Below are 13,970 nucleotides of genomic sequence, written 5' to 3' on the forward strand. Positions count from 1 at the left end.
AAAGTAAAATTTACCTAAACCTGTTCCCTTGTGATAACAACAATTTTTAACGCCAACCTACTTAAAGTGAAAGTTCCCACTTGAGAATTATGACTGAATTATCGCCCAACGTCCAAAATACTGAAGAAATTGATCAAAATACAGCCCAAGAGTTACTGGTAAAGCTCAGACAAAAGCAAGGTAGCTGGGTAGAATGGGGAACAGCGATCGCTTACTTGCAAAAAGTCGGTTACAATCCCCAAGTCATCTTTGAAGAAACTGGATTTGAGCCAATCCAACAAAACCAGGTAATTGTCGGTTCTCAGGTGTATAATTCCTTAGAAAAGTTTGGGGCATCTGAGGCAACACTGGCATATTATGGAGCAAGAGCGAGTGATGTTTTATATGAAATTCGTTTGTTGACCCAAGAAGAGCGGGCTGCTGCTGCTGATTTAATATTTTTGCATAAAGCTGATGCAGACGAAGCGCGAGACATTGCCAAAGCGATTAAAGATTATTCCCGTTTTTCTACTTTACCCGATGGTTTTACTGATCATCCAGGAGATGCAGTAGCTTATCAGACATGGAAACTGGCAAGACAAAACTCAGATTTACAAGAGCGATCGCGCTTAATTGCCAAAGGGTTACGTTTTGCTCACTCACTCACAGCTAGGAAACATATTGAGCAATTATTAACTGATTTTACCACGGTTTCCAGTCGTCCTGCCCCGATTCTGCCTATTTATCGTCTAGAATCAGATGAAGACTTACCCCGGATAGTCCCTGTAGTTGGTGAATTACCTTTAACACCACAGGAATTAAAAGTTGTACCTTTAGTTACAGAAATTCAACCTTTTCGGATTATCCGATTTGCGGGGGAACAGGCTTGGGTCGCTTTACCAGGCTGGCAAGTTTTACTAAGTGCGGAAGATCCTGTGGTAATTATTGCTAGTAGTGATATTTTCCCCAGTCCCACCCAAACCAAAATAGAACCTATACTGGTAGTTGTAGATCGCGCCCAAAGAGCATGGGATGTTTCTAGCTATTTTGCCATTGATAATTCTGGTCAAGTTGATTTTAACTGGTTTGAAACTCCACCAGAAAATCCCCTGCTAGGAAAAGTGATTGTGATTTTGCGTCCTAAGAAAATCCTTGATGAAGAGTTTACAAAGGATTCATGGCAAATTGATGAATAAGTCAGGGAATAAATTCCCTGTCTAATAGCCAAAGTCCACTCAAGTGGACTAAGAGGGTGTTTGAAAAGTCTAAATTCATACTCGCCCGAGCGACTGGAAGTCGCGGCTACATAGACAAAACCCACCTCCGTGGGTTTCAAACCCTTAATCTTTCCTTAGTCCACGGAGGTGGACTTGGCTTGTGTAGTAGTGTATCCCTTACGGGTGCGGGAGCATCTATTATATTCGCCCAAAACTTTTCAAACATCCTCTAATGTAGTGGTTCAGGTACAGAGGCAAAAAGCGTAGGGGCTTCTGCATTGTTAGGAATTGTTTATAATTAGCATAGCATCACCAAAGGAATAAAAACGATAGTGAGCAGCGATCGCTATTGAATAAATCTTCAATAACCTTTCTCTACCAATCAAAGCACTTACCAGCATCAACAAACTAGAACGGGGTAAGTGAAAATTTGTAATTAGACCATCTACCACCCGCCATTCATAGCCAGGGTAAATAAATAGGTTAGTTTTACCAATATAAGCCTGAATATCCCCCAATTGCGCCGCCCCTTCCAAAGCCCGTACCGCCGTTGTCCCCACAGCAATAACGCGACCACCAGCCTCCTGAGTAGCTTTAATTTGGTCTATAGTAGCCTGGGGAACTTGAATCCATTCTTCGTGCATTTCGTGAGTAGTCACATCTTCCACTTCCACCGGGCGAAAAGTTCCTACCCCAACGTGTAGCGTAATAAAAGCTTGATTAATCTGGCGATCGCTCAATTTTTGCAGCAATTCTGGAGTAAAATGTAAACCTGCCGTAGGTGCAGCGATCGCACCCGGTCGATCAGCATACACAGTCTGATATTGTTCATCAGCAGCCATAGATCCAGTAATATAAGGTGGTAAAGGTATTTCCCCAAATTGCCCTAATACCTCCACCAAAGACACCTTTTCGGGCAAATCAAACTGTAACAACCTCCCCCCAGTTGCCGAGTCTGTTTCTATCACCGTAGCCGTCAACGGTTGATCAAGTAAAGACTTAGCAGTAGAATTATTCTTACCTCCCGGAAAAATAATTTTAGTTCCCAACTTGAACCGCTTTCCTGGCTTAACCAAAGCTAACCAGCAGTTATACTGACGTTCTTCCAACAGCAAAACTTCCACCTCCGCACCACTCGATTTGTGTCCATACAGCCGTGCTGGAATTACCTTAGTATTATTCATTACTAATAAATCACCAGGTTGCAGCAACTCAGGCAAATCTCGAAAAATGCAGTGTAGAGGTTGTGTTTCCTCACCATTATCTAGTGAATTGACCACCAATAACCGAGAACTATCCCTGGGAACAGCCGGATTTTGAGCAATCAGTTCACCTGGTAGTTCGTAATCATAACCAGATAACGAACAATTTAAATTAATATCTTCTTTTTCTTGACTAGACATTGGCTATATTTTCTCTTGTACTATTTATTGCTATAAGTAGTCGGACAAAATTAAATTCATTTGTTGAAAGAGGGAACAGGTAATAGGTAATAGGTAACAACAGTAAATTAATCTTATTTCTCCCCTTTCCTCCCCTGCTTCCCCTGCTTCCCCTGCCCCCTGCCCCCTGCCCCCTGCCCCCTGCCTCCTAACAAGTCCCGTTACAGCAAAATTATTAAAGTTTAAAACATTAGTGATCAATCTTAACATTGCCCTTAAAGATTGATACTCTAAAGAAAAGCAGGCAAAATATTCGCCCAAAAAGATTCGATCATTTATTTTTTCCAGTTCTCCAACCTAACAATTGGGTAAATCTCCCCATATATAAACGGGGGCTTTTACCCTACCGGGATACTATTCCATTGACGAAGATAGAGGAGTAGGATTGGCTTTGATCCCCAACACCATCATGGAATACTTATATTACCTGGCCAATGCCAGCTTAACTCTCAGAGTTGTTCAACACTTGCACAACAGACCCCAAACCCCTGTTTCCTTTATCACCGTAATTCATCAAATTGATGGTTGGGTAGTGAGGATAAAACTCAGAGAACCAGCTTCACCCCAAAACGATGGTGATCTTCGGGCTTTTTTCAATGAATTAGGGATTAGCTACGAACCACCCATGCGGGTACAAATGGCACTTTGGAGTTTAGAAGCAGGGCAAAGTCCTGTAGATGTAATGCGGCGCTATCAAGTAGCGATCGTCTCACATGGTAGCCCAGAAAGAGAAGAAATAGAAGCATTTCGACAACAATTTGTCCGTGGTTTGGGTTACTGCCCGGAAACATTGGCATAATATCAATAAATAAGTTGTAGGACATTTAAATTGGATAATCAGGCAGAATTGCCCAAAGCCAGTTGCTAATACGCTACTAACCCGCGTAATGCACTGGCTCTCCCACAACACTTTATTATATCTAATTAAGATATACAAATTAATACTCAAAAGCTGCTGGAATATATTCTTGCAGCTTAAACTCATATTTATCCGTTGATAAACTCAGTATAGGTTCTTGGGTAACTGTCCCCCCAGCCAAATTTTTGATTCTCCGTTGACAAGAGACAATAGCCACATCAAAGCGACATGGGTAATCGGCCTTTTCAGGATACTCAGCTAAAAAAATTTCCGCAGTCCGCCAGATTTTTGTTTTCTTGCCTTGAGTGATAGCATTTCTACCTCCATCATCCCAATTACCCGCACTGCGGGTTTTTACTTCTACAAATGCCAAAGTTAAGTTTTCCGTCCTATTCATCCTCAGAATATTAGCCGCAGCCTGTGTATCTGTCTGGTGATACTGGGCAATAATATCAATTTCTCCCCAGCGACAGTAAAAACGACGATGTAAAATTTCCCAGCCTGTAGAATGTAACCATTGGGCTACTAGGTCTTCTCCTAAGTCACCAATATCTGGATAATTAGATCGAACAGAGTTAGACATTAATCACAAATATGAATAATAAGTTAAGTTATCGGATTGGAACTACCATCCTCAGTCTAATGCTTTGGGCAATCATTAGCACCACAGCCTTAGTAGGTTTGACAAAACCCGCTTCAGCATTAGAATACAATAAAGAAATCCTCATCCAAGCTGATTTTTCTGGACGTGATTTAACAGACTCCAGCTTTACTAAAGCAAATCTTCGCCAAAGTAATTTCAGTCATGCTAACTTGCGTGGTGTCAGCTTTTTTGCTGCAAATCTAGAATCAGCAAACTTAGAAGGTGCGGATCTCTCTAATGCTACTTTGGATTCAGCCCGTTTGATTAAAGCAAATTTAACCAATGCCATTTTAGAAGGTGCGTTTGCTTCTAATGCCAGATTTGATGGTGCTATAGTTGACGGGGCAGATTTTACTGATATTTTACTCCGTCGAGATGAACAAAACAAGTTATGCAAACTTGCAAAAGGTACTAATCCAACTACAGGTAGGGATACACGAGACACATTATTTTGCCCCTAGTCTTGAATAACCCAAGTTGCTTATCTCAAAACCTCATTTCTCTGTGAACTCTGTGCCTCTGTGGTTTGTTTTTCAGTGACTTGTGCGTAAGTCCTATAGTTATTCAATACTTCTCGGTTAAGGAGTGTAGAGACGTTCCATGGAACGTCTCTACGAATTTTAAATATGCTTGATGATTTCTACAGCATTGGCATTACTTATCAAACAGAAATTCAAACTCAGCTTGCAAAGAGTTAATATCTGCTACCCTTGCTACTACTAAGTTATCTTTACCAGCATCATTGAGTCTGCTTTTCCAATAATGAATACTTTCTGAATTGTTTAACCAAAACTGAATTACAGTATCTAAGACTTGATCTAAATTCCAATTGCGTTTTTTAGAAAAGTCTTCTACGGATTCTAGAAACGCATCTAATGTACAAATATGCGTTCCTAAATATTCTACACCTTGCGGCTGTCTTCTTTGTATAGTCTGTTGTTGATGATTAAAAAATTGCCAAATTGGAGATACTCCTACAATATCAAACGCATATTTCATCCCAGTCCTCCTTGGATGTTAATTTACTGCTGATCAATTTTGATTTTGGGCAAAAATTAAGTTGCCAAGATTCACAAATTCTATCTGGGAAAAATTAGAATTTCGGACTATTCGCAGGTTATAAATTTGAGTCCAAAATTAGCACTTGCAGGTCGAGAGTGCTAATATTTATTTGATTCTTTAATATTATTATTAAATAGTTTCCGGCATTAATTGGGGTTTAGAGATTATTTTTAATAAAGTCTTAATGTTAGCGATCGCTCATGCAAGGGTAAACTAGCTGCTTAAAAGCCTAATGGCTTAGTCTAAACTCCAGATCCAATAGCGGAAATATTAACTTTCTTAAAAGTTTGGGGAATTTTAGAGAAATATGTTTCTAAACATCATAATTTATATCAATACAGTGATCCAGAAATCTTAAATGCTGATACAAAACTTTATAATTAGCAGTACGTTGCTTTCATTTGCAATTAGTGCTGGTATGCCTATTGCCAATGCTCAATCCAAACGATGTGAATCTGAATCTGTTTCAATTTCCCGCAGTGGAAAAATAGCCACTGAAATTACATTTATCAATCAACGAAGCACACCAGTAAAGCTATTTTGGCTTGATTACTCAGGTCAACGTAAGTTTTACGGCTTAATTACTCCCAGCAATAAAATTACTCAAAGTACCTATGTAACTCATCCTTGGGTAATTACTGATAGTATAGACAACTGCCAGGGTGTTTATTATCCTGATGATCAACCGCGCATAGTAGAGATTTTCTAACTTCCTAGTACCGCAAGGCGGAAGTCATTGTCAACAGCAATGTCAAAATGAAGTACATCTTTACGCACACCAAGCTTTGTATAGAGTGCGATCGCTGGATCATCACCGATGTCGGCCTGTATGAAAATAACGTAGACTGCTCGCGCTACAGCAATTTTCTTTAATTCCTGAATTAATGCCGTGGCAATTCCTTCACGTCGATGTTCTGCTGCAACAGCGAGATCGTAAATATAAATTTCACTCCGCTCTTGCTCAAGTTTCGGGAGTTCGTAAGCTGTGAGACCTCCAACTACTGATCCATTTTTTAATGCAGCGATCGCGATCAAATAATTACTACTTAGTAAACCCTTGAGGTAGCCATCCCTTGGACGAGATGAGCTATAAGTATCAACTTCGTCAAAAGCTTGACCAAAGACAGCCAATAATTCTTCCATAAGCACTAGGTCTTTAGCAGCAAGCTGGCAAATACTAAATGGTTCAGAAGATGTCATTGGCAAAATTACTCCAGATATTGTGTTAAGCCAAACCTGATCATATTAACAATCTATCTCTTGAAGGCGATCGCAATTATTCTGAGTCGTGATTTTTAGGCGATCGCTTCATATCCCCACAAATCGAATTATGCAAATATTTTAGGTGGCTTTCCAAAGACTAAGCTCAGGTTGTGCATATCCGTATCTTTCGAGACAATAATTTGATGATTGTCTTTTGCATAATTCCAAACTCCTGGGTAGGATTCCGCGCTAAATAAGTTACGGCTTTATTGTTTTGTCGCTACAATTACCTGGGCTTCTCTCAAAATTTTATCCCCCCATAAATAACCTTTTACTACTTCTTGAGTCACGGTATTATCTGTCACGTCTTCCCTAGATTCACGACCTACAGCATACATTGTTTGGGAGTCAAAGGGTTTGCCCAGGGAGGGAATAGGTACAACACGGCGTTGTCGGAGGATTTCTAAGAGCGATCGCCTAATTAACTCTACTCCTTCTTGATTGCTGGTTAAAATTTCCCTGAGAGATGCTGACATCGGTGATTTTTTAGATGAACTTGGTTGAGTAGAATTGCCCTTAATCCAATCTATTAGCTTTTGCCAAAAGGTTTTTCGTTTTGCTGGTTTTGAGGTTGAGGTAGTAGATAATGCTTTTAACTCCTCTTGCCAGTAAGTACAAGCCTGGTCTAAAGCATCCACAATACCCAGTAAATCTTCGAGGAGTTTTTCTTCTTGCCGCTCAAATTTATGCAATGCTTGTTTGTGACTTTCTTCCAGACGTGTTGGCAAGTGTTGTTGATCTGCACGAGTTACATCCAATGCTTGCACTAGAGCATCTTGAGTAGAACGTAATAATTTACCCTGTTGCTTAATTTCATGGCGTAAAGCAGTCCATTCTGCCACCATTTGATAGGGATCAAAAGAATGAACAGATTCCGGTGTTTCACCTAAATATTCAGGGAGTTGTTGTTCTGAGTGTAAATAATCTAGAAATTTAGCAAATAAAGCTTCTTTGTCATTTTTCATTGGTAATTGGTAATTGGTAATTGGTAATTGGTGACACTATGGCTTACGCCACGCTACGCTATCGACTTCGCTCAGTGCTAGTTGGTGATTGGTGATAAATTAATTATTCCTCCCCTGCTTCCCCTGCTTCCCCTGCCTCCCCTGCCCCCTGCCCCCTGCCCCCTGCATTATTTAAAATGTGGCACGAATTAAATCATCTAAGCTAACTTCTAATTGAGCCAGGGCTTTTTCTCGCATTTGTTTTAAGATTTCTGGATTTAGTTCTGGTTCTAGGGGACGAAATTTAAAAAAATCCTCATATTGACCTGTCTCTTCTTTACGAAGTGCCTCGTAAGCTGCTCGAATTGCCTTAAACTCTTCTGGATAAGTATGAGCAGGAAATTCACGTAGCTTGGCATGATACGCCGCTTTAATTTGGGCGATCGTTGCTCCTGGTAAAATTCCTAAACGTTCGTAGTGATCAGCCATAATAATTAATTAAACCATCTGTGTTTATCTGCGTTCATCTGCGTTTCATGACTCTTGATATGTCAATTCTAAAGCAACTCTTGAAAACCTACTTTTTTTCTACCCTTGCGTTTTTTAGATTTAGATGATGCGTTTCTAAAGATAAAGTCTAAATCTATTTCATCTTCGTCATCATCATCGTCATCGTCGTCATCATCTGAGAAATTAGGCATATTGTTCAACATCATTTGCTTGAGTTCTGGAAGCATCCGTTCAAACTCGGCTTGAGGCATTTTGTTACCCAATAATCTTTTTAGCATCCTTTCTAATAAATCATCAATATTTGACATATCAAGATTATCAAATTCTTCTGGGTCTGGCATAAAGCGGTTAGCTTCTCTAGCATTAAGAAATGCCTGTTCTTCCCGGAATGCTTGTAAAGCTTTGGCATCTTGTAGGCGACGGGCTAATTCAAATCCCTGTTCCTTTAATTGTTCATAGTTTGGATGTTCGATGTCATAAGTAGTGGCTTTAGCTAATAGCAATAAAGGGTTTTGTGGTTCGCGACGTAGTGCCTCGTCTAGGGCAGGGACAAGGGTTTTAATCTCGCCAAAACGCCGTGCTTGGAGTTGAATATTTGCTAGGGCATTGCCTGGTTGGGGCATGGTGTCGAGGTAGGATCGCACGGGAACTTCTAGTTTTTTGGGACTACTTTCTTTAACAGCTAAGATCACTAAATTGGCAGCTTTGGCTTCTGGGTATTCTATTGATAGATTGATTAACTTTTGTTGATACTGACTGATTAAAGCGGCGATCCCTTTTTCCCGTTTGGCAAAGAGATAGATAGAAATAGCGATCGCTTGCAACACAGGAATTTGTTCTTGACCTGCTAATTCTTGTAAAAGAGTATCCCATGCTTCGGATGCTATTTTTTGGTTTAATGAAACTCGACCACCGGAATTGGGCGGACTTTGGACTGCATTCACGAATATTTGACAAGCATCTATAGCCGGATCTTGGTGATCGTCTGACTGCACCAATCGGCTAAATAAGGGATAACTTAATGTAGATAGAGCATCTACCCAGGGTAATATTTCTACTTGAGGTTCAATATTTAGATCGCCGAACAGCTTGCCAAATTTGCGACGAGCTTCATTGAATTCTTGTTTGTTATCTAGTCTATTCCAACATTCCAACAACGTACCGTAAACTTCTTCATATCGGCATCCATTTTCTATTGCTTGGATCAGGAAGGCGATCGCTTCAGTATAGTTTCCTTCCGATGCCTCAACCAACCCCTTGCGCCCCAATAATTCTGGTGATGTAGGACAGATACGTTCGGCTTGTTGCAAAGCTCCCAAAGCTGCACGGGAGCGATCCAGTGCTATGTAAGCGTCTGCCATCGCGCAGTGGAGATGTGCTAGAGTCAATTTCAATCGTTGGGCAGGCCATTCTTGAGGTTTTTGTTTCCCCTCCTGCTCCAGCCACTTTAACAAGCGTGTCAATAGTCGTGGACGTTCTTGATCGTGATCATTCAAATCAAAAACTTCCAAGAGATTGATTGCTAACTGGGGGTTAAAGGGCTGTTCTGTTAACAAAGGCTGCCAAAATAGTTCAGCACAACGTGTTTCTCCTTGATTCAGTGCTTGTTGTCCGGCTAGGGTAAGCAGCAATGGACGAAGACTTTCTAGTTCTGGAAAACGTGGGGAGCGTCGCTCCATGTTCAATAGCAAATGGGCGGCATCATGGTGATCACCTTGGTCAATCAGTTGCAGCATTTCCAACACCGTTAATGCCTCTTGGGTATTTTTATCTGCTGTTTTTTGCGGTTTTATAGGGAGTTCTTTTCCTATTTTCCCCTGTTGAAAAATTGCCAAGCGTTCTAAAATTGGATGCTCCAAATATTTTGCTTGACTATGTGCAAATGAAGGTGATTTCAAGCCCAAAAGATTAGCCGCAGCATCCCAATTATCGCTGACTTGTTGAGTGTAAACAATCCAAGCTAAGGGTAAGTCTCCATCGGTGACGGCTCGTTTAATTTTCTGAAAAGATGTCAAAGCTGCTTCTGGTTGCCCATTTTTGAGTGCCAGAACACCTCGTACCCAGTGGAGTTGATTAGCACTAAAGCGTTTAGATTGTTCCTGAATTAGCTGCTCTACTGTAGCGATATCGCCTTTGAGCAACAAGAGTTTTAGGTAACAGATACTATAATCTTTCGGTAGAGTACCTGCGACAAAAGCATTTCTGAGCAAATTGATTGCCGGATCTAATTGCTTCAACTCCAGCAAACATTTAGCTTGCCAGTAATGAACCTCTCCTACCAAACCAAATTCTAGGGCGCGGCTAAAGGATTTTTCGGCCTGTTTAAAATCTTGTTTTTGAAATTCTTGCTGACCCCGTAGCAACCAAATCTCTGATTCTTTGGGGGTAAATTCAATATTAGGCTGCAATCTCTGATGTTTTTTGATTTCTTCCAATGCTTGCCGATATTTTTTCTGGTTCAGCAATTCTTGGAGTTGATTCTGGAAAGAGTTTTCGGTAACTTTTGTCTCAGTGCTAGAGACCTGTTGTTGCGATCGCTGTTTAGATTGATGTTTAGATTGATGTTTAGCCACTGGGCTTTCTTCCTAATTGTTTTTTAATTTTTACCCTGATATTCAGTGCTGTTGCAACTAATCTCTTAATTTCAATATTAGTAGGCCGTTAGCATAAATTTTACAACTCCCTGTAACATTTTCCTCTCAATTAGCGATACTATCTTTCTTTTGACACCTCTCAACTAAAATGTTCTCCCTCCTCCGGTTGGGGTTCTTGTATCTCACTCCATCGAGAACTCTTATATAAGTAGGTGGGCGGTAATATTTATCGCTAGGATAAGGCAGGAGGCAGGAAGGAAGGGGGTTTTAGCCTCGTTAATTTTTCTTCACATAGTTGTGATTTTCACCCACCTACTTAGGCTCTACTGTACTTATTATGCTAAATGGTCGGTAAGAGGGAACAGGGAAAAGAGACAATATTTTGTAATAATGTAGGACTTACGCACTGTACAAAATGCAGATGATATGTATGAAGGAAATTGCCTAGTTTCACGCTTTTGTCATCCGATATTAGTGCGGTGCGTCAGATAGAGGAAGTCTGTTAGATGCTCAATTATCGGGTCTGACGCACCCTACAAGAGATAGAATTGATCATGCTTATTTAATAGATTCTGTCAATGCGTAACTCATATAATGTTAGAAATTTTGCCTCATTTCTGATACAGATTAAGGTTTCTGGGATTTTTTTGCCTAGATTTTGCATATTAGGTACTGAAGAACCCTTGTATATTACTTGGCGATCGCTCTCCCTAGCATCTACCCATGAACTCAAGAAAACGCTGCTAATTATCCACTTTCAGATTTGGTGCAAATTTTAAATATGTTCCTCCTAGTCCTTCTACAATACTGCGTGTATTAGCATCCATCATTTTTTGATAAGTTTCTCCATCACTACCAAAATCACCAAGTCCATCAATATAAAGTTGTCTGGCAAAAACTTGTACATTGGCTTTTTTAGCTATAGGTTCAAGCAAATTTGGGTTAGTAGTTGTATCTGCAAAAATTGTATAAGCTTTAGACTTTTGGATATTTTTAGCCAATGCTTTTACTTTGGCATTTGTCAATTTTTCTTCATTACTAATTCCCTTCAAAGTCACAATATAAGGCATATTATATGCTTTGATATAATAGAGCATTCCATAATGAGTTGTCACTAATTTACGCTTTTTAGCCGGAATACTGGCAAGTCTTGATTTAACCCAGCTATGGAGTTGATTTAATTCTTTGGTAATTTCCTTAGTATTGTTATTATAAAGTTTAGAGTTACCAGGTGATAATTTGCCAATATTTTTATTGATTACCTCCACCATCTTAATAGTATTCTTGACATTGTGCCAAATATGTGGATCAATAAACTTTTTACCATTAAGCTGGAACTTTTGTGGTTGAGGTAAAGCAGTTTGAGCAACGGCTATTTTAGGAGCAGAATTTTTAGTATTTTTAATAATTTTTATCAACTCTGGTTCATGATTATAACCATGATATAAAACAAGTTTAGCCTGTTCAATAGCTTGCCGATCTTCTGGTGTTGGCTGATAAACAAGGGGATCGACATCAGGCGGAATCAAGCAATTAATATTAATTGTATCTCCAGCAATTTGTTTAGTTAAGTCACACAAAACGCTGGTAGTTGCCACAACTTGAGGAAGATTTTTGTTAATATTCGTTGTCGTAGTTTGACTAGCCTGAATATATGTTGTATTCAGACTGAAATTATTACATCCAATAAGTCCAATTGTGATAGTTAAAAAGGAAGCTTTGCATAAATGATGAGAGATTGTCTGATTTTTCATCCTTCACTCCTGAATCTGATCATACCAATTCAGTTGAACAACTTTAGATTTTATATAGGACTCCGAAATGATTTCTAAATAAATCTAAGTATTGTAGGGTGGGCAATGCCTTACAAAACAAAACTCAAATAGGAGTCCTATATTTTTCATTGACCCTACAGATAAATCTAGAAGTTTGTCTGATCAAGGAATTATTGATCAATTAATAATAAAGGCACAGAATCACTGTGCCTAAAAGATTTTCATAACTCCTAACCTAATCAAAATTCCGTCGCAGGTAATTTACCTTGCAACATCTGAAATTGAGGCTTAACGCAAGTAGCACAACTGCAACCCAATTGATCAATAATTGGATTGCTGGCATGAATTAAATTAGGTGCTGTTAATTCCAGAGTTGGTTGTGCAGATGCTACTAAAATCATTTTTGTAACAGGCGCAGACTCAACAATAAATGCGTGGGCTGGATTGGCTACCAATAACATGGATGCCAAAAAGGTAGGACAAGCAAGTAAAATCAATTTGGCTATGTTCATAACTCACAAATACAGGCTGCTGCTGATACAGCATAGCCAATTATTTGTCATTAGTCATTAGTGATTGGGTTCAGAAAGATTACTTAATTCTGCCCAAAGCCTTGACCGCGTGACACCTTCGACCAAATTAATAATTCCCCTTGTGTACCACCGGCAGCGAGTAGTTTACCTTGAGGATGCCAAGCTAGGGTAGAAAATCCTTCTGAGACACCTGTGAGAATTTGGGCTATTTCTTGGGCTTTTTTCCATAGGCATAACCAACCGTCATTAGCAGCAGAAGCTAGGAGAAAGCTTTGGGGTGCAAAGGCGATCGCATTAATTATATCAACATGATTGGTTAATATTCTTGCTTCCCAACCCACGGCTTCATCTTGGGCTTTTTCCCACACCACAATCCCTTCTACACTGGAAGAAGCGAGAATTGGCGCATTTACCTTATTTTTGGTTTGCGACCATGCTAATTGGCGAATTTTACCGGGAAACCCACGCATTACCCAAGGGTCAGGGTTTCCCCATTCTAAAACGGTGACGCTGCGATCCATGTTACCAGAAGCCAAGTATTTACCATCAGGCGACCAAGCCATTGCTACACTGACGGTAGACATGGAAAGGTTGTATGGTTCTTCGTCCCAGTCTTGGCTATGCCAAATTTTTACACCCTGATAGCCATTAATAGCTAAATATTCTCCATCATTACGCCAATCAATCCCCAAAACTGAGGAATTTTCAAAATTCAGGGTGACAAGGATTTCGGTTGTGTCTGCATCCCATACTTGCACGTAACGCCCTAAACTAAAGGCTAGTTGGTTTTTAGTGGGACTCCAAGCTAGTTTATCTACCCAAGCGGGGGCGTTTTCTAAGGTAGCAATTAATTGATTTTCTCGCCAAATCTTCACTTGTCCATCTTGTCCACCAACGGCTAAATATTTGCCATCTGATGAAAAAGCTACACAATCTACTGTTTTACCTGTAGGAGTTTGTAAGCTGGTGATTTTGCCCTCATTCCATAATACAACTTCTCCGGCGGCGGAAGTGGCAGCAAGGATTTTATTTTGAGACGACCAAGCGATCGCACTCACGTATTCTGCTAACATCCCGGAGTAGTAAGTTTCAAATTCTTTTGATTTGCTAGTTGTTAAGTTCATATAGGAGGGAACAGGGAATGGGTAA

15 protein-coding genes and 1 pseudogene are annotated in these 13,970 nt (G+C 40.0%); 4 read left to right on the forward strand and 12 right to left on the reverse strand.

Annotated elements, in window-relative coordinates; all coding sequences use genetic code 11:
- The first annotated feature begins 89 nt into the window (after positions 1–89).
- Positions 90–1,175, forward strand: a complete 1,086-nt coding sequence (locus VB711_RS10195) for a RuBisCO accumulation factor 1 (protein ID WP_323285803.1) — start codon at positions 90–92, stop codon at positions 1,173–1,175.
- 302 nt (positions 1,176–1,477) lie between these two features.
- Here VB711_RS10195 and queA read toward each other — a convergent pair whose 3' ends face one another.
- The gene (queA, locus tag VB711_RS10200) at positions 1,478–2,599 is read right to left on the reverse strand and encodes a tRNA preQ1(34) S-adenosylmethionine ribosyltransferase-isomerase QueA (protein WP_323285804.1); all 1,122 of its coding nucleotides are present in this window, start codon (positions 2,597–2,599) and stop codon (positions 1,478–1,480) included.
- A 448-nt stretch (positions 2,600–3,047) separates the two neighbouring features.
- On the opposite strand from queA, the gene VB711_RS10205 reads away from it, so the two are divergent.
- Complete coding sequence (locus VB711_RS10205; protein WP_323285872.1) at positions 3,048–3,437, forward strand: hypothetical protein; 390 nt, start codon at positions 3,048–3,050, stop codon at positions 3,435–3,437.
- Between the two features lie 139 nt (positions 3,438–3,576).
- Here VB711_RS10205 and VB711_RS10210 read toward each other — a convergent pair whose 3' ends face one another.
- Positions 3,577–4,080: a YraN family protein gene (locus tag VB711_RS10210; protein ID WP_323285805.1), complete on the reverse strand. Its 504-nt coding sequence runs from the start codon at positions 4,078–4,080 to the stop codon at positions 3,577–3,579.
- An 11-nt stretch (positions 4,081–4,091) separates the two neighbouring features.
- Here VB711_RS10210 and VB711_RS10215 point away from each other — a divergent pair, with 11 nt between their 5' ends.
- Positions 4,092–4,601 (forward strand): pentapeptide repeat-containing protein, encoded by a 510-nt coding sequence (locus VB711_RS10215; protein ID WP_323285806.1) that lies wholly within the window; start codon positions 4,092–4,094, stop codon positions 4,599–4,601.
- A gap of 193 nt (positions 4,602–4,794) precedes the next feature.
- Here VB711_RS10215 and VB711_RS10220 read toward each other — a convergent pair whose 3' ends face one another.
- Entirely contained in the window at positions 4,795–5,139 is a 345-nt protein-coding gene (locus VB711_RS10220) for a hypothetical protein (RefSeq protein ID WP_323285807.1), read from the reverse strand.
- 421 nt (positions 5,140–5,560) lie between these two features.
- On the opposite strand from VB711_RS10220, the gene VB711_RS10225 reads away from it, so the two are divergent.
- Positions 5,561–5,911 carry a hypothetical protein gene (locus VB711_RS10225; RefSeq protein WP_323285808.1) on the forward strand — a complete coding sequence of 117 codons (351 nt, stop codon included), beginning with the start codon at positions 5,561–5,563 and terminating at the stop codon, positions 5,909–5,911.
- Here VB711_RS10225 and VB711_RS10230 read toward each other — a convergent pair.
- The 9 genes and pseudogenes from VB711_RS10230 to VB711_RS10270 all read right to left on the reverse strand — a co-directional run bounded on the left by VB711_RS10230 (position 5,908) and on the right by VB711_RS10270 (position 13,945).
- Positions 5,908–6,402: an AAC(3)-I family aminoglycoside N-acetyltransferase gene (locus tag VB711_RS10230; protein ID WP_323285873.1), complete on the reverse strand. Its 495-nt coding sequence runs from the start codon at positions 6,400–6,402 to the stop codon at positions 5,908–5,910. The genes VB711_RS10225 and VB711_RS10230 overlap by 4 nt on opposite strands.
- Before the next feature lie 128 nt (positions 6,403–6,530).
- Positions 6,531–6,623 (reverse strand): annotated as a pseudogene (locus VB711_RS10235) (hypothetical protein); the annotation flags it as partial.
- Positions 6,624–6,671: 48 nt separating this feature from the next.
- Positions 6,672–7,430, reverse strand: a complete 759-nt coding sequence (locus tag VB711_RS10240) for a nucleotide exchange factor GrpE (RefSeq protein ID WP_323285809.1) — start codon at positions 7,428–7,430, stop codon at positions 6,672–6,674.
- A gap of 171 nt (positions 7,431–7,601) precedes the next feature.
- Positions 7,602–7,898, reverse strand: coding sequence for a DnaJ domain-containing protein (locus tag VB711_RS10245; RefSeq protein ID WP_323285810.1), 297 nt, complete (start codon positions 7,896–7,898; stop codon positions 7,602–7,604).
- Positions 7,899–7,966: 68 nt separating this feature from the next.
- Entirely contained in the window at positions 7,967–10,492 is a 2,526-nt protein-coding gene (locus tag VB711_RS10250; RefSeq protein ID WP_323285811.1) for a tetratricopeptide repeat protein, read from the reverse strand.
- Positions 10,493–11,075: 583 nt separating this feature from the next.
- Positions 11,076–11,246 (reverse strand): hypothetical protein, encoded by a 171-nt coding sequence (locus VB711_RS10255; protein ID WP_323285813.1) that lies wholly within the window; start codon positions 11,244–11,246, stop codon positions 11,076–11,078.
- Positions 11,247–11,256: 10 nt separating this feature from the next.
- Positions 11,257–12,267 carry a metal ABC transporter solute-binding protein, Zn/Mn family gene (locus VB711_RS10260; RefSeq protein ID WP_323285814.1) on the reverse strand — a complete coding sequence of 337 codons (1,011 nt, stop codon included), beginning with the start codon at positions 12,265–12,267 and terminating at the stop codon, positions 11,257–11,259.
- Positions 12,268–12,527: 260 nt separating this feature from the next.
- Positions 12,528–12,800 carry a hypothetical protein gene (locus VB711_RS10265; RefSeq protein ID WP_323285815.1) on the reverse strand — a complete coding sequence of 91 codons (273 nt, stop codon included), beginning with the start codon at positions 12,798–12,800 and terminating at the stop codon, positions 12,528–12,530.
- An 83-nt stretch (positions 12,801–12,883) separates the two neighbouring features.
- On the reverse strand, positions 12,884–13,945 hold the full coding sequence (locus VB711_RS10270; protein WP_323285874.1) for a WD40 repeat domain-containing protein: 1,062 nt from the start codon (positions 13,943–13,945) through the stop codon (positions 12,884–12,886).
- Between the last annotated feature and the right edge of the window lie 25 nt (positions 13,946–13,970).

The organism is Cronbergia sp. UHCC 0137 (assembly GCF_034932285.1).
Classification (GTDB): Bacteria; Cyanobacteriota; Cyanobacteriia; order Cyanobacteriales; family Nostocaceae; genus Cronbergia.

What these genes read in the sequence shown, in the direction of transcription:
- VB711_RS10210 (WP_323285805.1), bottom strand. Translation starts at nt 4,080, where the DNA reads ATGTCTAACTCTGTTCGATCTAATTATCCAGATATTGGTGACTTAGGA.
- VB711_RS10220 (WP_323285807.1), bottom strand. Translation starts at nt 5,139, where the DNA reads ATGAAATATGCGTTTGATATTGTAGGAGTATCTCCAATTTGGCAATTT.
- VB711_RS10245 (WP_323285810.1), bottom strand. Translation starts at nt 7,898, where the DNA reads ATGGCTGATCACTACGAACGTTTAGGAATTTTACCAGGAGCAACGATC.
- VB711_RS10270 (WP_323285874.1), bottom strand. Translation starts at nt 13,945, where the DNA reads ATGAACTTAACAACTAGCAAATCAAAAGAATTTGAAACTTACTACTCC.
- VB711_RS10240 (WP_323285809.1), bottom strand. Translation starts at nt 7,430, where the DNA reads ATGAAAAATGACAAAGAAGCTTTATTTGCTAAATTTCTAGATTATTTA.
- VB711_RS10205 (WP_323285872.1), top strand. Translation starts at nt 3,048, where the DNA reads ATGGAATACTTATATTACCTGGCCAATGCCAGCTTAACTCTCAGAGTT.
- VB711_RS10260 (WP_323285814.1), bottom strand. Translation starts at nt 12,267, where the DNA reads ATGAAAAATCAGACAATCTCTCATCATTTATGCAAAGCTTCCTTTTTA.
- queA (WP_323285804.1), bottom strand. Translation starts at nt 2,599, where the DNA reads ATGTCTAGTCAAGAAAAAGAAGATATTAATTTAAATTGTTCGTTATCT.
- VB711_RS10215 (WP_323285806.1), top strand. Translation starts at nt 4,092, where the DNA reads ATGAATAATAAGTTAAGTTATCGGATTGGAACTACCATCCTCAGTCTA.
- VB711_RS10230 (WP_323285873.1), bottom strand. Translation starts at nt 6,402, where the DNA reads ATGACATCTTCTGAACCATTTAGTATTTGCCAGCTTGCTGCTAAAGAC.
- VB711_RS10265 (WP_323285815.1), bottom strand. Translation starts at nt 12,800, where the DNA reads ATGAACATAGCCAAATTGATTTTACTTGCTTGTCCTACCTTTTTGGCA.
- VB711_RS10195 (WP_323285803.1), top strand. Translation starts at nt 90, where the DNA reads ATGACTGAATTATCGCCCAACGTCCAAAATACTGAAGAAATTGATCAA.
- VB711_RS10225 (WP_323285808.1), top strand. Translation starts at nt 5,561, where the DNA reads ATGCTGATACAAAACTTTATAATTAGCAGTACGTTGCTTTCATTTGCA.